At 62.1% G+C, this 24,200-nt stretch carries 23 protein-coding genes and 1 tRNA gene; 9 read left to right on the top strand and 15 right to left on the bottom strand.

From position 1 onward, the window contains the following. Positions 1-38: 38 nt before the first annotated feature. The 4 genes from PAF12_RS10965 to PAF12_RS10980 form a co-directional block, all read right to left on the bottom strand. Positions 39-365 carry a DUF779 domain-containing protein gene (locus tag PAF12_RS10965; protein WP_271106970.1) on the bottom strand — a complete coding sequence of 109 codons (327 nt, stop codon included), beginning with the start codon at positions 363-365 and terminating at the stop codon, positions 39-41. A 73-nt stretch (positions 366-438) separates the two neighbouring features. Continuing rightward, positions 439-1,965 carry an aldehyde dehydrogenase gene (adh, locus tag PAF12_RS10970; RefSeq protein ID WP_271106971.1) on the bottom strand — a complete coding sequence of 509 codons (1,527 nt, stop codon included), beginning with the start codon at positions 1,963-1,965 and terminating at the stop codon, positions 439-441. A 131-nt stretch (positions 1,966-2,096) separates the two neighbouring features. Further along, positions 2,097-3,047 carry a GAF domain-containing protein gene (locus PAF12_RS10975; protein WP_271106972.1) on the bottom strand — a complete coding sequence of 317 codons (951 nt, stop codon included), beginning with the start codon at positions 3,045-3,047 and terminating at the stop codon, positions 2,097-2,099. Between the two features lie 200 nt (positions 3,048-3,247). After that, a complete protein-coding gene (locus PAF12_RS10980) occupies positions 3,248-3,709 on the bottom strand; it encodes an Lrp/AsnC family transcriptional regulator (protein WP_271106974.1) in 462 nt (153 codons plus the stop codon). A 125-nt stretch (positions 3,710-3,834) separates the two neighbouring features. Between PAF12_RS10980 and PAF12_RS10985 the strand changes: the two genes are divergently transcribed. The 5 genes from PAF12_RS10985 to lpdA are packed head-to-tail and all read left to right on the top strand — an operon-like array spanning position 3,835 to position 9,797. Next, positions 3,835-4,896 carry a Glu/Leu/Phe/Val dehydrogenase dimerization domain-containing protein gene (locus PAF12_RS10985; protein WP_271106976.1) on the top strand — a complete coding sequence of 354 codons (1,062 nt, stop codon included), beginning with the start codon at positions 3,835-3,837 and terminating at the stop codon, positions 4,894-4,896. Further along, the gene (locus PAF12_RS10990; RefSeq protein WP_271106977.1) at positions 4,893-6,125 is read left to right on the top strand and encodes a 3-methyl-2-oxobutanoate dehydrogenase (2-methylpropanoyl-transferring) subunit alpha; all 1,233 of its coding nucleotides are present in this window, start codon (positions 4,893-4,895) and stop codon (positions 6,123-6,125) included. The genes PAF12_RS10985 and PAF12_RS10990 overlap by 4 nt, the downstream gene beginning before the upstream one ends. A 1-nt stretch (position 6,126) precedes the next feature. Then, positions 6,127-7,140: an alpha-ketoacid dehydrogenase subunit beta gene (locus tag PAF12_RS10995; protein ID WP_271106978.1), complete on the top strand. Its 1,014-nt coding sequence runs from the start codon at positions 6,127-6,129 to the stop codon at positions 7,138-7,140. Between the two features lies 1 nt (position 7,141). Then, on the top strand, positions 7,142-8,440 hold the full coding sequence (locus PAF12_RS11000) for a dihydrolipoamide acetyltransferase family protein (protein ID WP_271106979.1): 1,299 nt from the start codon (positions 7,142-7,144) through the stop codon (positions 8,438-8,440). A 1-nt stretch (position 8,441) separates the two neighbouring features. Then, on the top strand, positions 8,442-9,797 hold the full coding sequence (lpdA, locus tag PAF12_RS11005; protein ID WP_271106981.1) for a dihydrolipoyl dehydrogenase: 1,356 nt from the start codon (positions 8,442-8,444) through the stop codon (positions 9,795-9,797). Between the two features lie 6 nt (positions 9,798-9,803). On the opposite strand, the gene PAF12_RS11010 is transcribed toward lpdA, so the two are convergent. From PAF12_RS11010 to PAF12_RS11050, 9 genes are all read right to left on the bottom strand, one after another. After that, positions 9,804-10,790, bottom strand: coding sequence for a glycosyltransferase family 2 protein (locus PAF12_RS11010; protein WP_271106983.1), 987 nt, complete (start codon positions 10,788-10,790; stop codon positions 9,804-9,806). After that, on the bottom strand, positions 10,787-11,725 hold the full coding sequence (locus tag PAF12_RS11015; RefSeq protein WP_271106984.1) for an NAD(P)-dependent oxidoreductase: 939 nt from the start codon (positions 11,723-11,725) through the stop codon (positions 10,787-10,789). The genes PAF12_RS11010 and PAF12_RS11015 overlap by 4 nt, the downstream gene beginning before the upstream one ends. 18 nt (positions 11,726-11,743) lie before the next feature. Beyond that, positions 11,744-12,982 carry a class I SAM-dependent methyltransferase gene (locus PAF12_RS11020; RefSeq protein WP_271106985.1) on the bottom strand — a complete coding sequence of 413 codons (1,239 nt, stop codon included), beginning with the start codon at positions 12,980-12,982 and terminating at the stop codon, positions 11,744-11,746. Between the two features lies 1 nt (position 12,983). Next, on the bottom strand, positions 12,984-14,189 hold the full coding sequence (locus PAF12_RS11025; RefSeq protein WP_271106986.1) for a DegT/DnrJ/EryC1/StrS aminotransferase family protein: 1,206 nt from the start codon (positions 14,187-14,189) through the stop codon (positions 12,984-12,986). 9 nt (positions 14,190-14,198) lie between these two features. Next, positions 14,199-15,326 carry a CDP-glucose 4,6-dehydratase gene (rfbG, locus tag PAF12_RS11030; RefSeq protein WP_271106987.1) on the bottom strand — a complete coding sequence of 376 codons (1,128 nt, stop codon included), beginning with the start codon at positions 15,324-15,326 and terminating at the stop codon, positions 14,199-14,201. Continuing rightward, on the bottom strand, positions 15,326-16,141 hold the full coding sequence (gene rfbF / locus PAF12_RS11035; RefSeq protein ID WP_271106989.1) for a glucose-1-phosphate cytidylyltransferase: 816 nt from the start codon (positions 16,139-16,141) through the stop codon (positions 15,326-15,328). The genes rfbG and rfbF overlap by 1 nt, the downstream gene beginning before the upstream one ends. Then, complete coding sequence (locus PAF12_RS11040; protein WP_271106990.1) at positions 16,138-17,775, bottom strand: hypothetical protein; 1,638 nt, start codon at positions 17,773-17,775, stop codon at positions 16,138-16,140. The genes rfbF and PAF12_RS11040 overlap by 4 nt, the downstream gene beginning before the upstream one ends. Continuing rightward, positions 17,772-18,188, bottom strand: coding sequence for a GtrA family protein (locus PAF12_RS11045; protein WP_368045136.1), 417 nt, complete (start codon positions 18,186-18,188; stop codon positions 17,772-17,774). Before PAF12_RS11045 ends, PAF12_RS11040 begins: the two co-directional genes overlap by 4 nt. Positions 18,189-18,538: 350 nt before the next feature. Then, complete coding sequence (locus PAF12_RS11050) at positions 18,539-18,751, bottom strand: hypothetical protein (RefSeq protein WP_271106992.1); 213 nt, start codon at positions 18,749-18,751, stop codon at positions 18,539-18,541. A 21-nt stretch (positions 18,752-18,772) separates the two neighbouring features. Here PAF12_RS11050 and PAF12_RS11055 point away from each other — a divergent pair, with 21 nt between their 5' ends. Next, positions 18,773-20,098 carry a lipopolysaccharide biosynthesis protein gene (locus PAF12_RS11055; protein WP_271106993.1) on the top strand — a complete coding sequence of 442 codons (1,326 nt, stop codon included), beginning with the start codon at positions 18,773-18,775 and terminating at the stop codon, positions 20,096-20,098. Positions 20,099-20,139: 41 nt separating this feature from the next. Here the strand turns inward: PAF12_RS11055 and PAF12_RS11060 are convergent. Then, positions 20,140-20,216, bottom strand: a tRNA-Met gene (locus PAF12_RS11060). 274 nt (positions 20,217-20,490) lie between these two features. Here PAF12_RS11060 and PAF12_RS11065 point away from each other — a divergent pair. Next, entirely contained in the window at positions 20,491-21,348 is an 858-nt protein-coding gene (locus tag PAF12_RS11065) for an inositol monophosphatase (protein ID WP_271106994.1), read from the top strand. Between the two features lie 71 nt (positions 21,349-21,419). On the opposite strand, the gene gltX is transcribed toward PAF12_RS11065, so the two are convergent. Continuing rightward, the gene (gene gltX, locus PAF12_RS11070; protein WP_271106995.1) at positions 21,420-22,742 is read right to left on the bottom strand and encodes a glutamate--tRNA ligase; all 1,323 of its coding nucleotides are present in this window, start codon (positions 22,740-22,742) and stop codon (positions 21,420-21,422) included. Between the two features lie 79 nt (positions 22,743-22,821). Between gltX and PAF12_RS11075 the strand changes: the two genes are divergently transcribed. Beyond that, positions 22,822-23,229: a metallopeptidase family protein gene (locus PAF12_RS11075; protein WP_271106996.1), complete on the top strand. Its 408-nt coding sequence runs from the start codon at positions 22,822-22,824 to the stop codon at positions 23,227-23,229. After that, positions 23,226-24,176 carry a 1-phosphofructokinase family hexose kinase gene (locus PAF12_RS11080; protein WP_271106997.1) on the top strand — a complete coding sequence of 317 codons (951 nt, stop codon included), beginning with the start codon at positions 23,226-23,228 and terminating at the stop codon, positions 24,174-24,176. Before PAF12_RS11075 ends, PAF12_RS11080 begins: the two co-directional genes overlap by 4 nt. Positions 24,177-24,200 lie beyond the last annotated feature (24 nt).

Genomic DNA, 24,200 nt, shown 5'->3' on the forward strand with positions numbered 1-24,200 from the left:
GTCAGTTGCACGGCGTTTACGCTCCAGAAAGGCGGCATTTACACGCACAGATCCGAACGAACCAGAAACCGCCTCTCGCGCCCGTTATCAAGGCTGAACATCCCGCCCCGCCCCGGCACGACATCGATCACCAGATCGGTGTGCTTCCACGTCTCATACTGGCTGGCGGAGATATAAAAGGGCGCGCCGCCGATCTCGCCGATTTTCACGTCACGCTCACTGATCCTGAAGTCCCCCGCCGGGTAGCACATCGGCGAAGAGCCATCGCAGCAGCCGCCCGATTGGTGAAACAGGACCGGACCATGATCCGCGACGATCTCATCCAGAAACTCCAGCGCGGCTTGGGTGGCAGTGACTGTGGACATATGTTCCTCCCTGACAGATCCTGTGGCGACGGCACGGGCCGGGGACGCATCGCCCCGGCCCGGTTTCAGCATATCAGAAGAAGCCCAGCTTCTTGGGGCTGTAGCTGACAAGCAGGTTCTTCGTCTGCTGATAGTGGTCCAGCATCATGCGGTGATTTTCCCGCCCGATGCCCGACTGCTTGTAGCCGCCAAAAGCCGCATGCGCTGGATAGGCGTGATAGCAGTTCGTCCAGACCCGCCCCGCCTTGATCGCGCGACCGGCACGGTAGCAGGTGTTCGCCTCGCGGCTCCACACCCCGGCACCGAGACCGTAAAGCGTGTCATTGGCAATCTCCAAAGCCTCCTCCTTGGTCTTGAAGGTGGCAACGGACACCACTGGACCGAAGATTTCCTCCTGAAAGACCCGCATCTTGTTGGTGCCCTTGAAGATCGTCGGCTTGATGTAATAGCCGTTCGACAGTTCGCCCCCCAGATCGGCAGCCTCGCCCCCTGTCAGCACCTCGGCACCTTCCTTCTTGCCGATGTCGAGATAGGAGAGAATCTTCTCCTTCTGCTCGCTCGATGCCTGCGCGCCGATCATCGTGCCTTGCGCGCGCGGATCGCCCTGCTGGATCGCCTCGACCCGCTTCACGGCCTTTTCCATGAACTTCTCGTAGATCGATTCCTGGATCAGCGCGCGTGACGGGCAGGTGCAGACCTCGCCCTGATTCAGCGCGAACATGGCGAAACCTTCCAGCGCCTTGTCGAAGAAATCGTCGTCCTCGCGGGCCACATCCTCGAAGAAGATATTCGGGGATTTCCCGCCCAGTTCCAGCGTCACCGGGATCAGGTTCTCGGCGGCGTATTGCATGATCAGGCGGCCCGTCGTCGTCTCGCCGGTAAAGGCAATCTTGGCGATGCGGGGATTGGATGCCAGCGGTTTGCCCGCCTCCAGCCCGAAGCCGTTGACGATGTTCAGCACGCCCGGCGGCAGGATATCCGCGATCAGTTCGGCCAGAACCATGATGCTGGCGGGGGTCTGTTCCGCCGGTTTCAGCACGATGCAATTGCCCGCTGCAAGCGCCGGTGCCAGCTTCCACGTCGCCATCAGGAGCGGGAAGTTCCACGGGATGATCTGACCCACCACGCCCAGTGGTTCGTGGTAGTGATAGGCAATCGTGTCGTGGTCGATCTCCGAAATCCCGCCCTCCTGCGCGCGCAGGACACCGGCGAAATAGCGGAAATGATCGACCGCCAGCGGCAGGTCGGCGGCCATCGTCTCACGGATCGGCTTGCCATTGTCCCAGGTCTCGGCGATGGCGAGTTTCTCCAGGTTCTGCTCGATCCGGTCGGCGATCTTCAGCAGCGCGTTGCTGCGTTCGGTCGTCGAACTGTTCCCCCACGCCTCCCGCGCCTTGTGCGCCGCATCGAGCGCCAGTTCGACGTCGTCGGCATTGGAGCGCGCGATCTCGCCCACCTCGGCCCCGGTGATCGGGGTTACATTGTTGAAATATTGTCCCGAACGCGGCGCGACGAACTCGCCACCGATGAAATTATCGTAGCGGCTGGCGAAAGGGACCGCATTCGCGCCCTTGAATTCGGCTGATTGATCGTTGGCCATTTTTTCCTCCATGTGTCAACCGGCCTCCCGCGCCGGCGATCAGGGGTCATTTTGTCGCAACTGAAGATTCGGACAATCGGGGTGCCGCGCGCATGGTGAGGCATCTGTCTCAGCCCTGAGACAGTCGGACGCTATTTTTGGTCGAGCCCCAGCCGGGCCATGCGCCGATAAAGCGTTGCCCGCCCGATCCCGAGCGCCTTGGCGGCTGCCGTGACATTGCCGTTGCTGCGGGCCAAAGCGCGCGCTATCGCCGCCCTCTCACCCTTCTCGAAGCCGCGCATCTCATCATCCCGATGCATAAGGTCCGCCACCGGGCGCGGGCTGATCTCCCCCTCCCGCGCCAGCCCCAGCAGACGGCGTGCAGCGCGGGTTGCGCCTATGGTGAGGTCATTTTTGTCGACGGCGATGAGTGCCGCGGGGTTGGAACCGTCCTCGCCCGCCAGCATAATCCGCGCCTTGGGGAAGCTGGCGCGGAAGAGGGCGGTTTCAATGATCCGCGCGGTCTGGGCCACCTGCGCCTCGATCAGCCGGATATAGCCGTCGAGCATATCGGTGCGCACGGAACTGACATCGAGCGCGCCGATCAGCCTGCCATCCGGACCCCAGATCGGCGCGTCCATGCAGGTCATCGAGGTGTTCCGGGTGCGGAAATGTTCGTCGCGCCGGATGGTCAGCACCCGCTGCTCTGCCAGACAGGTGCCGATGCCGTTCGTGCCCTGTGCGGCCTCGGACCACTCATGGCCGTTGCTGAGGCCGCAATCGCTGAATTCCGGGGCATCGCCGTCGCGCACGCGCTGTTCCAGCACCCAGCCCCCGGCATCGGTCAGAAGCACGTTACAGCCTGGCTGGCCCACCAATTCAAAGAGCTGATCGAGCTGTGGATTGGCGACATGCAGCAGCAGGCCGAGCCGGTCGCGAAGCGCGTTCAACTCTGCCGAACTCATCCGCTGGGCATGTGGGGATTCCGCCGGATCGAGCCCGTGTTTCACCAGCGAGCGGCGCCATGATGACACGACCGCAGAGACGGCACTGGACGAAGCAGACCGCTCCGCCACCAGATCGGCGTGATTTTTCGGCGCCATATTTCCTCCCGCCCAGCAGTGTAGCAAATCGGCGCCGGGGTGCGAAATTATATTCATGGCGCGCCATAAGCGGCATAAATTGGCCACCGGCGACAGGGCACGCAAATCCCCTTATCCCGGCCCGCACAGGGCGTACACAGCGCGTACACAGGCTGTACACCGAGCGTACACCGGGCCGCCGTCACGCAGCACAGGCGGGCTCAGGGGATGCGGGCGCGGTCGATGAATTTGCGCAGCGCGAAGCGGGAGCGGACGGCCCGGATGCCCTCAAGCTTCAGCAGCCGGTTTTGCAGGAAGCGTTCATATTCGTCGAGGCTTTCCACCACCACCTCCAGCACGAAATCCTGACTGCCGGTCATCAATGTCCCGGTGACGACCTCGGCGAACCCGGCGACGGCCCGCTGGAAGCCCTTAAGCGCATCGACATGCTGACGCTCCAGCTCCACGAACACGAAAACCGTAATGCCGAAACCGCTCGCCCCCGGATCGACGCGGGCGTGATAGCCGCTGATGATCCCGCTTTCCTCCAGCCGGGCAACGCGGCGTTTGCAGGGCGTCGCGGACAGTCCGACACGTTCTGCCAGATCGGTCAGGCTGATGCGCCCGTCCCGCTGCAATTCACTGAGAATCCTGCGATCTATGCTGTCTATGGTGATTTTCATATGTCTATCCGCTATACTTGAGCGAATATCACTAAAATTTCTGCGATTTCCAAGGGTGCGGCGGCTGTTTTCGCTACAGGCCCGGATATAGGCTGGAAGAAACGCTGCCATGTGGATTCTGTATCATGACCCTGACACTGACGGATGAAACCCCCGCTGCCGGATTTGAGCGACTGATCCGGGTCGAGGCACCTGAGGCCGGATTGCGGGCCCTGATCTGCATTCACTCCACGGTGCTTGGTCCTGCGGCGGGCGGTTGCCGGATGTGGGATTACCCGAGTTGGGAGGCGGCGCGCGAGGATGTACAGCGGCTGGCCGAGGGGATGACCAGCAAGAACGCGATGGCCGATCTGGGGCTTGGCGGCGGCAAATCGGTCATCCTTGGCGATGCGGGCAAGGATAAAAGCCCGGAAATGTTCCGCGCCTTCGGGCAGGCGATCGAGGCGCTGAATGGCCGCTACTACACGGCGGAGGATGTCGGCATCTCGCCCGATGACATGGCGCAGGTCGCGACGGAAACCGGCTATGCCGTCGGGCTGGAAGGCGGGCGTTATGGCAGTGGCGATCCGTCGCCATTTACCGCCGAAGGGGTGTTTCAGTGCATGCGGGTCGGTGCCGCGCATGTGTTCGGCAGCGACGATCTGGGCGGCCGGCGCGTGCTGGTGCAGGGGCTGGGCCATGTCGGTTACGCGCTGGCGGAAAAGCTGCATGCTGCCGGGGCGCGGTTGCTGGTGACGGATATAAATAATGAAGCCTTGGCGCGCGCGGTTCGCGATCTCGGCGCGGAAAACATCGCGCCCGAGGCGGTGTTCGCGCAGCAGATGGATATTTTCGCGCCCTGTGCCCTGGGGGCGGTGCTGAATGACGAAACCGTGCCGAAGCTGACCGCGAAGCTGGTCTGCGGGGCGGCGAATAACCAGCTTGCCCATCCCGGCATCGCGACATCTTTGCGCCAGCGCGGCATCCGCTACCTGCCGGATTACGTCGTCAATGCCGGAGGGATCATCAGCGTCGCGGGCGAAATCCACAAGGCCGGGCCGGGATACCGGCAGGAACGACTGTCAGGCATCGCCGCAAGGATCGAGGCAATGCTGAAACGCGCCGATGACGAGGGTCGAAGCACCACCGAAATCGCCGGCGATATGGTAAAAGAAATTCTGGACGCCGCGAAAAGGAACGTCGCATGACCAAGACCCCGCCGCTGTCGCTGAACGTGCCCGAACCGGGTTGCCGCCCCGGTGACACGCCCGATTTTTCGGATTTCGTGATCCCGCGTGCCGGGGCCGTGGACCGCCCGCCTGTCGATGTCGATCCCGACGATATTCGCGAGATGGCGTTTTCCATCGTCCGGGTTCTGAACAAGGAGGGTGAGGCGGTCGGCCCGTGGGCCGAAGGACTGTCGCAGGAGGAGTTGTTGCAGGGGCTGCGGCACATGATGCTGCTGCGCGCCTTTGACGCGCGGATGCTGACAGCGCAGCGTCAGGGCAAGACCAGCTTTTACATGCAGCATCTTGGGGAAGAGGCGGTCAGTTGCGCCTTCGCCATGGCGCTTGAGCCGGGCGACATGAATTTCCCGACCTATCGTCAGGCCGGTCTGCTGATCGCGCGGGACTACCCGATGCAGACGATGATGAACCAGATCTATTCGAACGAGAAAGATCCGCTGCATGGGCGGCAATTGCCGATCCTGTATTCGTCTAAGGAGCATGGGTTCTTTACCATCTCGGGCAATCTCGGGACGCAATTCGTGCAGGCCGTGGGCTGGGCGATGGCGTCGGCCATTGCGGGCGACACGAAGATTGCCGCGGGGTGGATCGGGGACGGCTCGACCGCGGAGAGTGATTTTCACGCAGCGATGGTGTTCGCCTCGACCTATAACGCCCCGGTGGTGCTGAACATCGTGAACAATCAGTGGGCGATTTCCACCTTTCAGGGGATCGCGCGTGGCGGCGTCGGGACGTTTGCCGCACGGGGGCACGGGTTCGGCATCGCCTCGGTCCGGGTGGACGGGAATGATTATCTGGCGGTGCATGCCGTTGCCAAATGGGCGGCGGAGCGGGCACGGCTGGGTCATGGGCCGACGCTGATCGAGCATGTGACCTATCGCGCGGGCGGGCATTCGACGAGCGACGACCCTTCGGCCTATCGCTCGGTCGAGGAAGGGGCGGCGTGGCCGCTTGGTGATCCCATTGACCGGCTGAAGCGGCATCTGATCCGCATCGGTGCCTGGTCGGAGGAGCGGCATACCCAGTCCGAAGCGCAGATCAAGGATGAGGTCATGGCGGCGCAGAAAGCGGCCGAGAAGAATGGCACGCTGGGTCAGGGCACGGCGCCGTCGGCCCGTGACATGTTCGAAGGTGTGTTCGAGACCATGCCGCCGCATCTGGTCCGGCAGCGTCAGGAAGCGGGGTTCTGAGATGGCGCAAATGACCATGATCGAGGCGCTGCGCAGCGCCCATGAGGTTGCCATGGAAGCCGATGACCGCGTCGTCGTGTTTGGCGAGGATGTGGGCTATTTCGGCGGCGTGTTCCGGGTGACCGCCGGTTTGCAGCAGAAATTCGGCAAGTCGCGCTGTTTCGACGCGCCGATCAATGAGCTGGGGATCGTCGGCACCGCCATCGGGATGGCGGCGTACGGGCTGCGCCCGGTGATCGAGATCCAGTTCGCCGATTACGTCTATCCCGCCATCGACCAGATCGTGTCGGAGGCGGCGCGGATCCGGCACCGCTCGGCGGGGGATTTCACCTGCCCGCTGGTGATCCGCATGCCCACGGGCGGCGGCATCTTCGGCGGCCAGACACACAGCCAGTCGCCGGAGGCGTTTTTCACCCATTGCTCGGGGCTGAAAACCGTGGTGCCGTCGAACCCGCATGACGCCAAGGGGCTGCTGCTCGCCGCGATTGCCGATCCCGATCCGGTGATCTTTCTGGAGCCGAAGCGGCTTTATAACGGCCCGTTTGACGGCCATCACGACAAGCCGGTGGAAAGCTGGAAGAAGCACCCCTGGGGCGAGGTGCCGGAGGGGAACGAGATTGTGCCGCTCGGCAAGGCAGCGGTCCGGCGCGAGGGCAAGGATGTGACCGTACTGGCTTACGGCACGATGGTTTATGTTGCGGAAGCCGCGGCAGAGGAAACCGGCGTCGATGCGGAGATCATTGATCTGCGTACACTCCTGCCGCTGGATGTCGACGCCATCGAGGAATCGGTGAAGAAAACCGGGCGCTGTGTGATCGTGCATGAGGCGACGCGGACCTCGGGTTTCGGGGCGGAACTGTCGGCCATCGTGCAGGAGGCTTGTTTCTACAATCTGGAAGCGCCGATCATTCGCGTGACCGGCTGGGACACACCTTATCCGCATGCGCAGGAATGGGATTATTTCCCCGGCCCCGCCCGCGTTGGCGCGGCGCTGAAAACCGTGATGGAGGGCTGAGATGGGGGTTCATGCAATCCGCCTGCCGGATATTGGCGAAGGCGTGGCAGAGGCCGAACTGACCGAATGGCATGTGAAGCCCGGCGATGTCGTGCAGGAAGACGACGTTCTGGCGGCGGTCATGACCGACAAGGCCTCCATCGAGGTGCCAAGCTCGGTCTCCGGCACCGTGGTCGATCTGGGCGGCGAGATCGGAGACATGATCGCCGTTGGCGCGGTTCTGATACGGATCGAGATTGACGGCGACGGCAACGAGATTGCGGCACCTGCAGCACCTGCAGCAGAGCCGAAGCCTGCGAAGGTGGAAACGCCACCCGAACCGGAAACCCCAGAGCCAGCACCCGCCAAACCGGAAGCTGCGGCCCAGAAGAAGCCCGCCGCGAAACCTGCCGCGAAGCCACAGGCGGCCCCGGTGACGCGGGCGCGCGGCACGAAACCGCTGGCCGCGCCTTCTGTCCGTGCGCGCGCACGCGAAGAAGGGATTGATCTGCGCCACGTCCCCGGCACCGGCCCGGCAGGGCGGATCAGCCATGAAGATCTGGACCAGTTCATCGCCTCCGGCGGGATTCAACAGGGCGGCGTGACGCGCGGCAAGAATGCCGGGGTCGAGGAAATTCGCGTCGTCGGCATGCGCCGCCGGATCGCGGAGAAAATGGCGCTGGCCAATGAACGTATTCCGCATATCACGATTGTCGAGGAGGTCGATGTCTCCGCGCTTGAAGACCTTCGCGCGGCGCTCAACAAGAAATATGAAGGCAAGCGGGTCAAGCTGACCATGCTGCCCTTCATCATGCGCGCCATTGTCGAGGCGGTGCGCGAGCAGCCGGAAATCAATGCCCGCTATGATGACGAGGCAGGCGTGGTGCATCGGCATGGCGGCGTGCATATCGGCATCGCAACGCAGACCCCGGCGGGGCTGAATGTGCCGGTCGTCCATCACGCGGAATCGGGCAGCCTGTGGGACAATGCCGGACAGGTGGCTGAACTGGCGGAGGCGGCGCGCGACGGCTCCATCCCGCGCGAGGCGCTGAGCGGGGGCACGATCACCGTGACCTCGCTGGGTCCGCTGGGTGCCATCGTCACCACACCGATCATCAACCACCCGGAGGTGGCGATTGTCGGCGTCAACAAGATGGCGATCCGCCCGGTCTGGGACGGCCAGCAATTCCAGCCGCGTAAAATGATGAACCTGTCCTGCTCCTTCGATCATCGGGTGATCGACGGTTGGGATGCGGCGGTGTTTGTCCAGAAACTGAAAACCCTGCTGGAGACCCCGGCCATGCTGTTCGTGGAGGGCTGAGATGAGCGATCTGAGCTGTAAATTGCTGGTGATCGGCGCCGGACCGGGCGGCTATGTCTGTGGCATCCGTGCCGGGCAACTGGGCATCGACACCGTGGTGGTCGACCCGCAAGCGCCGGGCGGCACCTGCCTGAATGTCGGCTGCATCCCGTCCAAGGCGCTGATCCATGCGGCGGATGAGTTTTACAATATCGCCCATGCGCCAACGGGGCCTCTGGGCATTTCCGTCGCGGCGCCGTCGATTGATCTGGCGCGGACGGTCGAATGGAAGGACGGCATCGTCAAGCGGCTGAACAGCGGCGTGACGGGGCTGTTGAAGAAAGCCGGGACAAAGCTGGTCAAGGGACAGGCGGAGTTCATCGACGGCAAGACGGTGAAGGTCACGGACGGGGGTGAGACGCGGCGAATCCGGGCCGAATATATCGTCATCGCAACCGGCTCCGCCCCCGTCGAACTGCCGTTCCTGCCATTTGGTGGCCCGATCCTGTCCTCGACCGATGCGCTGGCGCTGACGGAACTGCCCGCGCGGCTGGCGGTCGTCGGCGGCGGCTATATCGGTCTGGAGATCGGCACGGCCTTCGCCAAGCTGGGCACAGAGGTTACCGTGATCGAGGCGGAGGAGCGCATTCTGTCGCAATACGACGCAGCCCTGACCCGCCCGGTTCTGGCCCGGCTGAAAGATCTGGGCGTGACCGTGAAAACCGGGGTGAAGGCGCAGGGCTATGAAAACGGCGCGCTGCTGACCGATGACGGCGAGATTCCGGCCGACAAGGTGCTGGTCACCGTGGGCCGACGCCCCCGTACCGGCGGCATCCGCATCGAAGAGCTGTCGCTGACCATGAACGGGCCGTTTATCAAGATCAACGCCGCCTGCCACACCTCCATGCGGGGGGTTTATGCGATCGGCGACGTAACCGGCGAGCCGATGCTGGCGCATCGCGCCATGGCACAGGGCGAGATGGTGGCAGAGCATGTCGCGGGCCGGAATGTAAGCTGGGACCGGCTGGCCATGCCGGCGGTGTGTTTCACCGACCCGGAAATCGTGACCTGCGGTGCGTTACCGGGGGCGGAAGGGACCAAGGCATCGGAGTTCCCGTTTCAGGCCAATGGTCGCGCCATGACGACGACGCGGGAGGACGGGTTCGTCCGCGTGGTGTGGCGCGAGGCGGATAAGGCCGTGCTGGGCATTCAGGCGGTCGGCGCGGGTATCTCGGAGCTTTCGGCGGCGTTTTCCCTTGCCATCGAGATGGGCGCCACGCTCGACGATATTGCCGCGACGATCCACGCACATCCGACCCAGTCGGAAGGGCTGCAAGAGGCGGCACTTCGCGGGCTGGGCCACGCGCTGCATATCTGAAGCACGCTATCGCCGGACGGCGACCATATCGGGCGGGGCGACGACAGGCTCCGCCGGGCTGGCATCGGCGTTCAGCGTCGCCTCCACAATCGGGGCGTTGATGTTCTTGGTCTGCATGAAGATGCGCCCGATATATTCGCCCAGAATGCCAAGGAACATCGCATTCAGCGTCATCGACATCAGCAGCAGGATCACGGTCGTCGCGAAGCCGGGGGGCCAGTCCTGCCCGAAAAGCAGCTTGCCGACCAGATAGCCGAGCAGCACGAGGAAGGTCACCAGCCCCACGATCAGCGACACGGTCGATGCGATCCTGAGCGGCACGAGGGAGTGATTTACCATGCCGTCAACGGCCAGAGAGATCATCGCCTTCAGCGGGAATTTCGACTCCCCGGCCGTTCTGGCCGCGCGATCATATTCAAAGCCGACCTGTTTGAAGCCCATGGCGCTGATCATGCCGCGCATATAGGGGGAGCGGTCCTCGCTCAGCCGGATCTGGTCCAGCACCCGGCGGTCGGTCAGACGGAACTCCCCGGCATTGCGGGGCAGATCATCGGGGCTGATCCGGTCGATAAGCCAGTAAAACCCGCGCCGGAGCGTCGCCACGACCGGACCGTCGGGCAGCTTACGGCGGATGCCGTAGACGACCTGATTGCCCTGTTTCCACAGATCGAGCATCTGCGGGATCAACTCCGGCGGGTCCTGAAGGTCGCAATCGAGCTGGATGGCACAGTCACCACGCGCCGCCTTATAGGCGAACATGACCGAATTCTGGTAACCGACATTGCGCGAGAACCGGAAGGCACGGACCCGTTTATCCGCCGCCGCGATCTCCGACAAAATTGCGAATGTGCGGTCGGTCGAATGGTTGTCGGTAAAGATGATCTCCGCCTCGTAATCCGGCGGGCCCGCGAGCACGGCAGCGATCCGGTCGTAACAGGCACGGACATTTTCTTCCTCGTTATAGGCGGGGACGAGAACTGAAATCATGGTCATTGGCTGATACTCGCAGTGTTCAGGGCCAGCCGCCGGGTTTCCCAATCGACAAGCTCACGCAACCCGTCATCAAGCGGAACGCGCGGGCGCCAGCCATATCCGATCAGTTCCGGCGATGGCGGTGCCGAAACGATATTGCGGGGGGCGCTGCTGTCGCCCGAAATCGGATCAAAAGGTTGTCCGGTCAGTCGCGCAATACGTTCCGTGATCTCCGCCAGACAATGCGGTTTGCCCGTCGAGACAGTGACCGATGGTGGCAAATCCGGCGCGTGATCGGCGATGAGTTGCAGCGCCGAAACGGCGTCCGACACATACAGCAGATCGCGCTGCGCCATCGGTTGCCGCGGCGGATCAAGCCTGCCCGTCAGGGCCTGATTGACCGCGTAGGGAATGAAAAAACTGGTCGGTTGGGTCGCGCCGTAAACCAGACCGAGCCGCGCCGTGACCGCTGGAATCCCGCTTTCCGCGCGCCAGATACGCAGCATATTTGTGCCGATGAGGATCGACAGCCCATAAACCCCGTCGGGATGCTCACAATCCGGATCCCCCTTCGCAAGTTCCGCCAGTGTTCCGGCCCGCACAATGCTGTCGGGCGGCGTATCGAGCGCGGCGATCTCCTGAAGCAGAAGGTGCAGCGGGCGCAGGTTCTGGTCGATTGCTTCCGGCAGGCCATCCATCCCGCCCTCACGAAACCTGATTTCGGAGGCAAGCAGAAACATCCGCTCCGCCCGGGCACGCCGCAACGCCGCCGCCATTGTCGCCCGATCACCAAAATCGAGCCGTTCGACCCGCAACTGACCGAGGACATCACGCAGACGCCACAGATCACTACCGGGCCGCGCAAATATTGTGACCTGATCGCCCCTGCACAGGCAGTCGCGAACAAGATGCGACCCGATGAACCCGGTCCCCCCGGTGATGACGACGCGTGCCACTATCCCGATCCGCCCCGGTTATTCCACGATTTTCGGAAAGGGCAGCGGCAGGATGAAACGACCCCCGGCCGCTTCGTAATCCGCAAGCTGGGTGCGGATTTCATCAAAGAAATTCCAGGCCAGCACGAGCAGGTAATCCGGCTTCCTTTCGGCGATCACGGAGGGGTCATGGATCGGGATTTGCATCCCCGGCGACAGCATCCCCTGTTTAAGCGGGTTGCGGTCGACAAGATATTCAACCGTCTCTGGCCCGATGCGGAAAAAATTCAGCAGCGTATTGCCCTTGGCCGGCGCGCCGTAACCGGCGATGCTCGCCCCCTCTGCCTTGAGACGGCCGAGAAGATCGTGCAATTCCTCGCCGACTTTTCGGGCGCGATCTGCAAACCCCTCGAACGTCGCTTGTTCGGTCATGCCCGCCTCGTCCTCAGCGGCGAGCATCCTTGTCACCTCCTCGCTTGGGTCTGTCACCATGTCGGCCCGCCGGATGAAAACCCGCATCGAACCGCCATGCACCGGCAGATAGGTCACATGCTGAACCGCCATCCCCGCCCGCTCCGCCATGCGGACGAGCGAGCGGAGGCTCATCTCCGACAGATGTTCGTGATAGATGTTATCGAACTGGTTGGTGCGGATAATATCGCGGCCCCAGGGCACCTCCACCACGAACCAGCCATCATCCGTCAGCAAGCGACCGATGGCGTCCATGAAACCGGCCAGATCACCGATATGATTGAGCGTGTTGGTCGTCGAAATCACCTTGGCGCGGCCATATTTCGCCCGCACCTCGTCTGCGGTTTCGGGACCGAAATAGGCGACGTGAACCTCGACCCCGTTTTCCGCGGCACGCTCGGCCAGATTGGCCGCCGGATCGATGCCCAGCGTTTTTGCGCCCATCCGATTAGCAAAGCCCAGCATCAGCCCGTCATTGCAGCCAATATCGGCAATCAGCCCACCTTCGGCTTTTTCGACAAGCACCTGCGCCAGTTCCTCAAAATGGCCATGCATCGTGACCGCACCCGAGGGAATATACAGATAATGGCGGAAAAACCCCTCCGGGATCTGATCGGCGACCTGAATCATGCCGCAATCCAGACAGGCCTGCGAATTCAGTGGAAAACCCGGCTGCGGCTGGCCCGCATCCTCGGGCCGGACCAGCATATTCGCTGGCAGATGATCGCCCATCGGCAGGAACAGGAACAGCCTGTCAGACCCGCAGGCCCGGCAATGCGTCATGATGGATGCAACGGGATCGACCATGTCAGACCGTCTCCTTACTGTATTGGCGGGCGAAATCGCGGAAGGTATCGTGCATATAGTCGATCTGCGGCTGATCCAGCCCGTGATGGCAGGCCAGCAGAATCCCGCCCCGCATCACGGTGTCGGCGATCGGATAGCCTTCGGGCCGGGTTCGCGCTGTGATCTTCTTCATCGCAGGCTGGCGCAGGATATTGCCGGTAAAGACCGGGCGGGTCTGGATCTCCCGCTCCTCCATCCAGATTTGCAGGTCACGTCGGCTGAAGGGCGCGTCCTCGCGCAGCGTCAGCGGGAAAGCCAGCCAGCCGGTGCGGGAGCTGGGCAGTTGCCGGGGCAGGATGAACCAGTCTTCATAATCACGGAAAAACGCCTCGTGCTGGGCGAAGTTCTGCTCCCGTGCTGTGATATTGTTGTCCAGTTTGCCGAGTTGAACCAGACCGAATGCGGCGCTGATTTCGGAGGGCTCAAGATTATACCCTAATTCCTCGAACAGGAATTTTGCATCATAGGAAATCCCGTCGAGTTCCACGTTGAAGCGGTTCTCAATCGCCTCGCTGCCCTCCTGAAACAGGGACGAGGTCCGCCCCCAGCTGCGCAAAAGAAGCGCCCGGCGTGCCAGATCATCGTCGTTCACGCATAACATCCCGCCATTGCCCGCGCCGTTGATGACATGGCTGCCGTAAAAGCTGGTGGTCGAGATGTCGGAATTCACGCCCGTGCTGACCCCGTCGATCGTCGCGCCGAGCGTGTCGGCGCTGTCCTCGATCACCTTGAGATCGTGCTTCTTCGCAATCTCGCCGATCTGCTGCCAGTCCGGCAGGTTGCCGATCAGCGACGGGATCATGATGGCCCGCGTCTTTGGCCCGATCATGGATTCGATCTGCCCGACATCGGTGTTATACGTCCCTTCCGCCGCGTCGACGAAAGCGGGAACCAGCCCGTGCTGGACAATCGGGCCAACCGTCGTCGCGAAGGTCAGCGCCGGGGTGATCACCTCCGCCCCTTCCGGCAGATCGAGCAGGGCCACAGCAATGAAATTCGCGGATGACCCGGAATTGACCATTATCCCATGCCGCTTGTCGAACAGCGCCGCGACCTTGTCCTGCATCTCGCGCACATGCCTGCCCATCTGGGTCGAGCTGCGCAGGACCTTCACAACCGCCTCGATCTCTTCCTCGCCATGTACGGTCTGACCATAATTCACGCGCATCTTTGCTTCCTATCCTGCGATTTCCAAATCCGGCGACTGCGCCATCAGTCTTTCATATTCCGCGATCTGATCGGTGGTGACGCGCCGCATATCGGCGCCGCCTGCATGCGCGCGATACCATTCGGCTGTCATCCGCAAAGCCGTCTGAAGGCTCAGCCGCGGTCGCCAGGCCAGATGCAGCCGCGCCTTTGTGCTGTCGAGCCTGAGCAGCCCGGCCTCCGGCGGACCTGCAGCGTCGGTTCCGAAGGCGAAACGCGGCGCGCCCGGACCCCATTCCTGCGCGAAAATCCGGCAAAGCTGACCGACCGGCACCGTCGCCTCCGCATCCGGGCCGAAATTCCACGCCCCGGCCATCCGCCCCCTGTCTCCGCCCAGCAAACCGGCGGCCACGGCCAGATATCCGGCCAGAGGTTCGAGCACATGCTGCCACGGGCGGACGCTGCGGGGGTTGCGGATCAGCGTCTCCTGCCGGGCGGCAGTGGCCCGCACAATATCGGGGATCAGCCGGTGCGGCGCCCAGTCGCCGCCGCCAATGACATTCCCCGCCCGGACCGAGGCCAGCTGCGCCCCATCCTGATCGCGAAAGAACGAGCGCCGATAGGCCTGCGCCACCAGTTCCGTGCAGCCTTTGGAGGCGCTGTAGGGATCGGACCCACCGAGCGGGTCGACCTCCCGATAGCCCCAATCCCATTCGTTGTTCTCATAGCATTTATCGCTGGTTACGACGACAATGCCCCGAAGAGAGGGGATACGCCGCGCCACCTCCAACACATTGGCGGTGCCGACGACATTGGTCATGAAGGTCTGGACCGGCCCGTCGTAGCTGTCACGGACGATCGCCTCCGCCGCCATGTGAATGACCAGATCGGCGTCGAAATCCGCTGCCGCAGCACTCAGCGCCATCGGATCATTAATATCCGCAATCCGGCTGTCGCAGCTTTCCGCCACCCTCGCCAGATCGAACAGCGCCGGCCGGGTCTGCGGTGCCAGCGAAATGCCGCGCACCTCCGCACCCAGCATATGCAACCACAGCGTCAGCCAGCCACCCTTGAACCCCGAGTGCCCGGTCAGAAGCACCCGCCGACCGGCGAAGACATCGCGCAGCGCGGGCCATTCTTCCTGGGTGGCGATATTCATCAGATCACCGCCCGAGGCGCGGAGGCCACATCGGTCGCGATGTTATCAAAGTCCAGCCAGGGCGGCGGGGTCCGGTCACTGACCTCGTTCAGCGCATTTCGGTCGCGGATCGTGTCCATCGGATGCCAGAACCCGTAATGCTTGAACGCGACCAGCTGTGCGTCCGCCGTCAGATTGACCATCGGGGATTGCTCCAACGGTTCCATATCGTCGACAAGGTAGTCGAAGACCCCCGGCTCGAACACAAAGAAGCCGCCATTGATCCAGGTTTCATACCGGCGCACCTTTTCGGTGAAGGCGCTGACCAGATCGTTCTCCCCAAGTTCCATATTGCCAAAACGCGCCGGAGGCTGCACGGCGGTCACGGTGGCAAGCTTGCCGTGGCGGCGATGAAACTCCAGCAGCCGGTCGATCTGCACATTTCCCAGGCCGTCGGAATAGGTGACCATGAAGGTCTCGTCCCCGACCCAGTCGCGCAGGCGGCGGATACGCCCGCTGGTCATGGTCAGCGCGCCGGTATCGACAACGCTGACATTCCAGCCGCCGGAAGAAATCGGCTTCAGCCGCAGATCGCCGGTATCGACATCGACCGTGATATCATTGGCAATCAGGTGATAATCGGAGAAAAATTTCTTCAGCATCAGGCATTTATAGCCTGCCGCCACAATGAACTCGTTGTGACCGAAATGGCTGTAGATATCCATCACCCGCGCGATGATCGGACGTCCGCCCACCTCAACCATCGGTTTGGGGATCGACACCGTTTCCTCGGCCAGCCGGGAGCCGAGACCGCCTGCCAACAGGATCGTTTTCATCCGTCTCCTCCATCCGTTGTCGCAGCAGCGTCTTTCGTAGGTGCGAGCCAGAGAACCGCCTCGCCATAGCGGTCGGTGATCTGGGGGAAGGCGCGCGCCACATATCCGTTCGCTTGCGCATAATCGACCAGAGCCTGATCAAGCACGGCGTCAAAACCGGTCAGCAGCGCGACCGGCGGGTCATCGTAGAACAGCGTTTCCACACCGTCCGGCCCGGTGATGGCAAACTGCGTCAACTCCTCCGGTGCCGCGTAGGGTACCACACGGTAGCCAAAAGGTCCGGCGGAAAATTCCGGGTATATGCGCAGTCCAGCCTCCAGCGGATAGATCGGTGCCAGGGTCGCCACAGGCCCCTGAGCGGATAACCCGGCTTCGGCAAAAGCAGTACGCAGCGCCTGCGCGCCACGCACAACATTCGCAGTCGTAAACCCGGCGGGGTCGCGAAGCGCATTCAGCCCGAGCGCAAGGCGGGTGCCGCCGCTGAACACCATCAAAACCAGCGCAACCGACATTGCGAGGCCGAGATGGCGCCGGTTTTCCGAAGCGCAACGGCGATAGAAAAGTGCGATCAGGATGGGCAATCCTGCCAAGGGCGCCGCATAATATTGCGGAAACCCCGGCGTTGGCAGAAACCCGAACGCCGCCGCACTGATGGTTACAGCCGCGATCACCACAGCCGCCTGACCCGGCCAGCCCGATGCGCTTTCACCCCGGCGAGACATCACCCACGAAAATATGGTGACGAACAGCAACAACATCGCAGCACCAAAGAACCAGACCGATAGCGCCAGCTGGAATTTTTGCGCTGCACGCAGGGCAAGCCCCGGCTCCATCGCCGCGTTTGCCTGCCAATAGGCGACATGGGGACCTGTATGGTAGCCTGCGATATGGGCGAAAAACAGCTCTGTCTGGGTCAGGGCCAGCCAGAACAGCGGCAGCGCACCGACGATGCCCCCCAGGCCGACCGGCAACACAAGGAAACGCAACCTTTCAGTGAAGGTCAGTTCGCGCGGCACCAGAAAGCAGCCTATTGCCACGGCTGGCACAAAGGCGATGGCGCTGATCTTCAGACCGCATGCGATTGACAGCGACACCCCTGCGACGAACAGAGGCCAGAATGTCGGCCGCCCCTCTGCCAGCGCAATCGCGAACAGGCCAAGCCCAAGGACCACGAATGGCAACGGCAGAAGGTTGTTCGTCGCGACCATACCGGTCTGGCCCAGAAAGACATCTGTCGCCATCAGCCCGGCGGGACCGAAAAACGCCACCAGCCTTGATCCAGTCAATCGCCAGCCGATCCAACCAGTGCACCCGAGCAGCAGCAGCCAGGCCATAAATACCGTCAGCCGCGCGACCGCCAGTAGCCCGAAAGAGGGCAGCAGCAGATGCATGCCGCGAAACAGCCAGGCCGAATATGGCACATGGTTGAAGAATATATCGCGGTAAAGCTCGTACTCGCCCAGCAAAACCGCGGGCGGGACGAACATGAATTCATCACGGCGCAGATCGTAATCCATGATCCGGCCGAACAGGCTGGCCAGCAGGATCAGGCTCAGAATCACCGCGCCAGCCGCGATCAGACCAGAACGCCGCGACGCCCCCCCCGCTGACAATGTATCGGCACCCCCACTCATGCTGCGCCCTTCCCGCGACGGAAGCCCATGACCCGTCCGATCAGCAACCACGAGGCGACCACGACGAACGGCAGCACGACCAGCTGCGCCAAAAGCGGGCCAAGCCCCTGCCCCATCACCAGCCTGAGCGCCAGCGCGTTGCCCGCATAAAGCAGCAAATAGCTGGCCAGATAGGCGGGAAGCCTGTCCCAGCCACGCACCAGAAACACATGCCGCGCGTGAACGCGGAAATTCCACAGCGAACCAAGAACGAACTGAACCGCCAGAGCCAGTTGCGCCGGCAACCCCATCAGCACCGCAACCGCGTAAATCGAATAACCAACCGCTGTATTTGCCACGCCAGCCAAGAAGAACCGCAACATCGTCGCCGGCGTCGAAAATCCCTGCGTGGTATTTCTGGGCCCGCCCACCATTACAAAAACACGCGCGACCGATGAACGCCCTGTGTCAGCGGGAGAAATACATTCCTCAGCAATTGAAAACAAAATATAAACTCAACCATAATAAACACCGGAAATACGCCACCCCTTCATGAATAGCTTGCGAGAGACTCATTCATTTTGCAAGAAAATCAGCACCTGTATTTTTCGCAGGTCGTAGATTTTTACACTGTATTTTAATCAATTTTATCAATACGCAAAAACGATCCACATTTATGAACTGTACAGTGTAATTTATACACCCTTCGATTGATCCAGCCTCCATCAACTTCATCGCAAACGAAATCCATACCCACTGTTCCGCCTCAAAATGGGCATTTCTTTCAGATCAAAATCAATTCTAGAAAGCGGGCCATTCCTTCGCAGCAGCATTCCCGCAGCCCCTCAACACCTATCAATTCTGATAGGTGCAACATGCTTGCACCAAATATCGGCCTGTGTATTCCTTTAACCCAAGCGCCTCCACAGAAAACAATGGCAAAAAATGCCATTACTTTCAGGAAGAAATTCAGGCAGATTTTCGGAAGCCGCAGCATTGATCGGGAGAGTATTGGGGCATGTCTGAAAGCGCCATCGGGTCTTTGCGTTCCAGGCTGGCGCGCAATATGTCCTGGACATTCGCGAGCCAGATATTCATCTCGCTCGCCGCGATCGTCACGCTTTTTATCGCAGCCCGCGCGCTTGGCCCCGCAGGTCTGGGTATCGTGGCGCTTGCCGAAACCTTCGTGCGGCTTGTCGATCTGATTTTCCGGCTGGAGCCGTGGCAGGCGGTCATTCGCTTCGCCATCAGGGCGCAAAACAAAAACGATCACGGCGCAATGCAGCGATTGTTCAAGCTGTCACTGATGATCGACGCCTTTGGCAGCCTGCTGACCGGAACGATCTGCGTCCTCTTCGCCGGTATCGTCGCACCCAGAATCGGCCTGCCGTCCGAGAATGGCGCAAACTACATCTATCTTGTCGCGGCAGGTCTGTTTGTCACGTTCCGACCCACCACCGTGGCGATGCTGCGGGTGTTTGACCGGTTCGACGTGCTGGCAAAGCTCGACATCGCCTCGGCGACGATCCGCATGATCCTCAGCCTCATTGCTTGGCTCAGCGGGCTGGACGTCTGGGCGTTTCTTGCCATTCTGCTGATCCAGAGCATATTTGACGGCGTATTCGGCCTGCCCTTCGCCATGCGCGTCATGCGCAATCGCGGCTATGGCGGTTTCCTGAACGCGAACGGCCTCGCCGCGATCAGGGAGAATCCCGGCTTTCTGCGGCTGGTCTGGAATTCCAATGTCAACGTCATCCTGCGGCAATCGGTCAACCGGTTCGACGTGCTGATTCTGGGGGCTATGACCAATCCGACCGCAGTCGGCATGTATCAGCTTGGCAAACGGGTCATGAACCGGGTCACCAAGTTGTCGGCGCCGGTGCGCCAGACCATATACCCCGAGATGTCGCGGCTGTGGGAACAGGGCAGGATCGCCGCCTTCAACCGGCTGATCGTGATCGTTTCCGCATCGCTGCTAAGCCTGCAGCTCGTCTTCGCCATCCCCGTCATGCTGAATATCGAGCCGATCATCCACATCATATTCGGCCCGGAATTCGCGGGTGCGGGGCCGGTGATGAATATCCTGCTCGCGTCATCCATCGTCATTGCATCCGGCGTCGCACTGAACCCGGCGCTGCTCAGCATGGGCAAGGACAGGCTGCTGGTCCTGGTCACGCTTGGCGCGACGGCGATCTTTGCCGTCAGTTTCCTGCCGCTGGTCAAACTCTTCGGTGTCGAGGGGGCGGCTTACGCCAACCTGCTGTTCAACGTCAGCTGGACAATCGGCTGTGCATTCGGGCTTCGCGGCATTCGCGCGCGCCGGACACGAACCGGGGACGATTGATCCGGCAGTAAAGCTACGATTATTCCTGGAAAAACCGGAACTGGTAGCGGAGGAGGGACTTGAACCCCCGACACAAGGATTATGATTCCTCTGCTCTAACCAACTGAGCTACTCCGCCCCGATCACCTCGTGGGGTGGAGGCGATGTAAGGGAGGGCACGGGGGGCGTCAAGCGGGATTCTGTGGAAATTTTAGCGAGGGCGGGGCCGGCGGGCGGGCCGGTCCACCGGGATCGACCGTGCGGCGGCTGCCGGGTCGGCCAGGACCGCCCCGCAAGACGAACCGGGTTTCGCAACCCGATGCCGACTGGCTGGCCGAGCAACACCAATGCCACTATAAAGCAAGACGCAACATTGCGGGGGCGAAGATGACCATCTGGACTGGGTGCTCGACATGGATTTGACACGCACCCGCATTCAGCAGATCGCCGAAATGCTGACCGATGTCGGCGAGCGGGAATTGATGCCCCGGTTCCTGGCGCAGCTTCCCAATCGGGTCTTCGAGAAAACCTCGGCTTTCGATGTCTGCAGCGAGGCCGATCAGGCCGCCGAGCAGCAACTGACCGATCAGATCGCCAAGATCTTTCCCGGTGTCACCGTGGTCGGCGAAGAGGCGACCGGTCACGACCCGGATGCGATAGCGAAGCTCGGGACTGCTGAAATCGCTATTCTGATCGACCCGATCGACGGAACCAAGAATTTCACCTCGGGCGTGCCGCTGTTCGGGATGATGATCGCGGGTTTGCGACGGGGGGAAGTCGTTTTCGCCGCCATCCATGATCCGGTCTGCAAGGAAACCGCGCTCGCCCTTCGTGGGGAGGGAAGTTGGATGCTGCGCACCGAAGGGGCGGAAACGGAACTCAGGGTCGCGCTTCTCTGCACTCCCGAGCATATGAACATCGTGGCCGGGACGAATTTCCTGCCACCGGAACTGTTGCCAGCCGTGCAAAGGAACCTGCCAAAATTCGCGATGAATTTCTGGCTGCGATGCGCCGCGCATGAATATCGCATGGCGGCAGGCGGGCATTGCGAATTGCTGGTCTATAACCGGCTGATGCCCTGGGATCACGCCGCAGGCTGGCTGCTACACCGTGAGGCAGGCGGTTACAGCGCCCATTTCGATGGTTCCGTCTATCATCCGACGCATACCACCGGCGGGCTTATTTGCGCCCCGGACCGGGACAGTTGGGTGGCCGCGCGAGATACACTGTTTGGCGACAAGTTCATCAAAAACACCCCGCCTAACGCATAGCCCCCCGTATCGCATACCCCCGTAGGGTGCGCTTCAGCGCACCACCACCTTCAGCGCACCCACAACACCCCCTACCCCTTCGCCTTCACCACCTGCAACAGCGGCATCAGATCGCTCATATCCGGCCCGTGGGCCTGTCCGGTCAGCGCCTTGCGCAGCGGCATGAACAGCCCCTTGCCCTTGCGGCCCGTCGCCTCTTTCACGCGCCCGGTAAATTCCGACCAGGTGTTGTCGTCATAGGGCGGCGGCGGCAGCAGGGTCATGGCCTCGGCGATGAAATCCTGATCTTCCGGCGCGATTTCCGGTTCGGCCCCTTCGCTGAAGATCACCCACCAGCCGGCCAGATCATCCAGCTTGGTGATATTCTGGCTGGCCACGCGCCAGAACCGCGCCGCCTGTTCGTCCGGCACGCCCAGTTCCGCGATCCGGCCCTTCACGCTATCGAAGGACAGCGACTGGTTGCGCGCACGTGTCAGCGGCCACAGATCCTCGGCATCGAATTTCGTCGGCGAGGCGCCGAAATTCGACAGATCGAAGCTCTCCGCCACCTCATCCATGCTCAGCAGCTCAACCGGCAACGACGAGCCCAGCCGCGACATCATCGACACCAGAGCCTCCGGCGCGACGCCCGCCTCGCGCAGATCCTTGATCGCCAGCGAGCCGAGCCGTTTTGACAGCTCCTCACCCTGCGGTCCGGTCAGCAGCGAGTGATGCCCGAAAACCGGCGCCGTCCCGCCAATCGCCTCGATAATCTGGATCTGCGTGGCCGTGTTGGTCACATGGTCCGATCCGCGCACGATATCGGTCACCCCCATATCGGTGTCATCCACCGAGGAGGCGAAGGTATACAGAACCTGCCCGTCCGCCCGGATCAGCACCGGATCGCTGACAGAGGCCGCGTCGATGGAAATATCGCCCAGAATGCGGTCATTCCACTCGATCCGCTCATGCGCCAGCTTGAAACGCCAGTAGCCCTGACGCCCCTCTCCGCGCAGCTTCTCCTTCTCGGCATCCGACAGCGCCAGCCCGGCGCGGTCATAGACCGGCGGCTTGCCCATATTGAGCTGCTTCTTGCGCTTCAGATCAAGCTCGCCCGGCGTCTCGAACACCTCATAGATGCGGCCATCGGCGCGCAACTGCTCGCGCACTGCTTCATAGCGGTCCAGCCGCTTCGACTGCTGCTCGACCCGGTCCCAGCCGATCCCCAGCCATTCCAGATCGCGGCGGATGCCGTCCATATATTCCTGCTTCGACCGCTCCCGGTCGGTGTCGTCGAACCGCAGGATAAACGTCCCGCCGGCCTTGCGGGCGATCAGATAGTTGAACAGCGCCGCGCGCAGGTTGCCGACATGGATGTGCCCCGTGGGCGAGGGCGCAAAACGGGTGGTGGTCATGGCATCATTCCTCTGGGTTCGCCTGCTCTTTCATATGGGGGGGATTTTGTCCATATCAGGGACAAATGAGGTGATACCGATGACCGACCTGACCCAAAGCACCGCCCCCTCCAGCGACGACATCGAAACCGTCGCGCGGCAGGTCATCGCGACCCTGCCACCCGCCTTCGCCCCGCACGCCAAGGACATCGTCCTGCGCATCGAGGATGTCGCACCCGACGATATGCTGGACGAGCTGGAAACCGACGACCCGCTGGAACTCACCGGCATCTATGACGGCATCCCAATGACCGAGAAATCACCGTCCGAACCGCAGCATTTCCCCGACACGATCTGGCTGTTCCGTCGCGCCATCATCGACGAATGGGCCGAACGCGGCGACGTCACGCTGCATGATCTGGTGGCCCATGTGACGGTCCACGAACTCGCCCATCATTTCGGCTGGTCCGACGATGACATCGCGAAAATCGACAGGTGGTGGGAATGACCCAGAAGCCGATCCTGACCGTCACGCTCAACCCGGCACTCGACATATCGACCGAAGCGCCAGAGGTAACGCCGGAGGTCAAGCTGCGCTGCGCCGCACCCTCCTTCGATCCGGGCGGGGGCGGCATCAATATCAGCCGCGCCATCGCGATCATGGACGGTCAGTCCCGGCCTTTGGTGGCGCTTGGCGGCCATACCGGGCTGCGCATGGCGCGGATGCTGGCCGATTTGGGGCTGGACCCGATCACCCTGCCCGCCCCCGGCGAAACCCGGCAATCGGTCGCGGTCACCGATGCCTCCAACAACCAGCAATACCGCTTCACCATGCCCGGCCCGGCGTGGAGCGACAGTTTCGTAACCCGCTCACTCGACGCCATCGCGGAAAACGCCCCCGCCGACGGGTTTATCGTTCTGTCAGGCTCAAACCCGCCGGGTGTGCCACATGATTATGCGGCGAGCCTTGCCAAACGGCTATCCGGCAGCGCGGCACATCTTTTCGCCGACACCTCCGGCCCCGCGCTTTCTGAACTGGCAGGCGGCGGATATAATATCGCACTTCTTCGGATGGACCGGCACGAGGCGGAAACCCTCGCCGCCCGCCCCCTGCCTGCACGGGCCGATACCGCCGCTTTCGCCAGATCGCTGGTCAAGGCCGGGGCGGCGCAATCGGTCATCGTGGCGCGTGGCAGTGACGGCAATATCATCGCCACAGAAGATGCGGCATGGCACGCCGAAGCCGCAAAGGTGGAAATCGTCAGCAAGGTCGGCGCGGGCGACAGCTTCCTTGCCGGTTTCACCCTCGCCTGCGCGCGCGGTATGAACACACAGGACGCGCTTGGCCTCGCCGCCGCAATGGCCTCCGCCGCCTGCATGACGCAGGCGACCGCGCTTTGCCGCAGGGCCGACGTGGAGAAACTTTTCAGTGAACGGGTTATCACACAACTCTGATCGGCCTCGGGATCGCAAGCCTGA

Origin of the sequence: Paracoccus sp. SCSIO 75233 (assembly GCF_027912675.1) — a bacterium.
Taxonomy (GTDB): Bacteria; Pseudomonadota; Alphaproteobacteria; order Rhodobacterales; family Rhodobacteraceae; genus Paracoccus.

Coding starts and splice junctions, on each gene's coding strand:
- PAF12_RS10965 (WP_271106970.1), bottom strand. CDS start 365: ATGTCCACAGTCACTGCCACCCAAGCCGCGCTGGAGTTTCTGGATGAG.
- adh (WP_271106971.1), bottom strand. CDS start 1,965: ATGGCCAACGATCAATCAGCCGAATTCAAGGGCGCGAATGCGGTCCCT.
- PAF12_RS10975 (WP_271106972.1), bottom strand. CDS start 3,047: ATGGCGCCGAAAAATCACGCCGATCTGGTGGCGGAGCGGTCTGCTTCG.
- PAF12_RS10980 (WP_271106974.1), bottom strand. CDS start 3,709: ATGAAAATCACCATAGACAGCATAGATCGCAGGATTCTCAGTGAATTG.
- PAF12_RS10985 (WP_271106976.1), top strand. CDS start 3,835: ATGACCCTGACACTGACGGATGAAACCCCCGCTGCCGGATTTGAGCGA.
- PAF12_RS10990 (WP_271106977.1), top strand. CDS start 4,893: ATGACCAAGACCCCGCCGCTGTCGCTGAACGTGCCCGAACCGGGTTGC.
- PAF12_RS10995 (WP_271106978.1), top strand. CDS start 6,127: ATGGCGCAAATGACCATGATCGAGGCGCTGCGCAGCGCCCATGAGGTT.
- PAF12_RS11000 (WP_271106979.1), top strand. CDS start 7,142: ATGGGGGTTCATGCAATCCGCCTGCCGGATATTGGCGAAGGCGTGGCA.
- lpdA (WP_271106981.1), top strand. CDS start 8,442: ATGAGCGATCTGAGCTGTAAATTGCTGGTGATCGGCGCCGGACCGGGC.
- PAF12_RS11010 (WP_271106983.1), bottom strand. CDS start 10,790: ATGACCATGATTTCAGTTCTCGTCCCCGCCTATAACGAGGAAGAAAAT.
- PAF12_RS11020 (WP_271106985.1), bottom strand. CDS start 12,982: ATGGTCGATCCCGTTGCATCCATCATGACGCATTGCCGGGCCTGCGGG.
- PAF12_RS11025 (WP_271106986.1), bottom strand. CDS start 14,189: ATGCGCGTGAATTATGGTCAGACCGTACATGGCGAGGAAGAGATCGAG.
- rfbG (WP_271106987.1), bottom strand. CDS start 15,326: ATGAATATCGCCACCCAGGAAGAATGGCCCGCGCTGCGCGATGTCTTC.
- rfbF (WP_271106989.1), bottom strand. CDS start 16,141: ATGAAAACGATCCTGTTGGCAGGCGGTCTCGGCTCCCGGCTGGCCGAG.
- PAF12_RS11040 (WP_271106990.1), bottom strand. CDS start 17,775: ATGAGTGGGGGTGCCGATACATTGTCAGCGGGGGGGGCGTCGCGGCGT.
- PAF12_RS11045 (WP_368045136.1), bottom strand. CDS start 18,188: ATGGTGGGCGGGCCCAGAAATACCACGCAGGGATTTTCGACGCCGGCG.
- PAF12_RS11050 (WP_271106992.1), bottom strand. CDS start 18,751: ATGCTGCGGCTTCCGAAAATCTGCCTGAATTTCTTCCTGAAAGTAATG.
- PAF12_RS11055 (WP_271106993.1), top strand. CDS start 18,773: ATGTCTGAAAGCGCCATCGGGTCTTTGCGTTCCAGGCTGGCGCGCAAT.
- PAF12_RS11065 (WP_271106994.1), top strand. CDS start 20,491: ATGGATTTGACACGCACCCGCATTCAGCAGATCGCCGAAATGCTGACC.
- gltX (WP_271106995.1), bottom strand. CDS start 22,742: ATGACCACCACCCGTTTTGCGCCCTCGCCCACGGGGCACATCCATGTC.
- PAF12_RS11075 (WP_271106996.1), top strand. CDS start 22,822: ATGACCGACCTGACCCAAAGCACCGCCCCCTCCAGCGACGACATCGAA.
- PAF12_RS11080 (WP_271106997.1), top strand. CDS start 23,226: ATGACCCAGAAGCCGATCCTGACCGTCACGCTCAACCCGGCACTCGAC.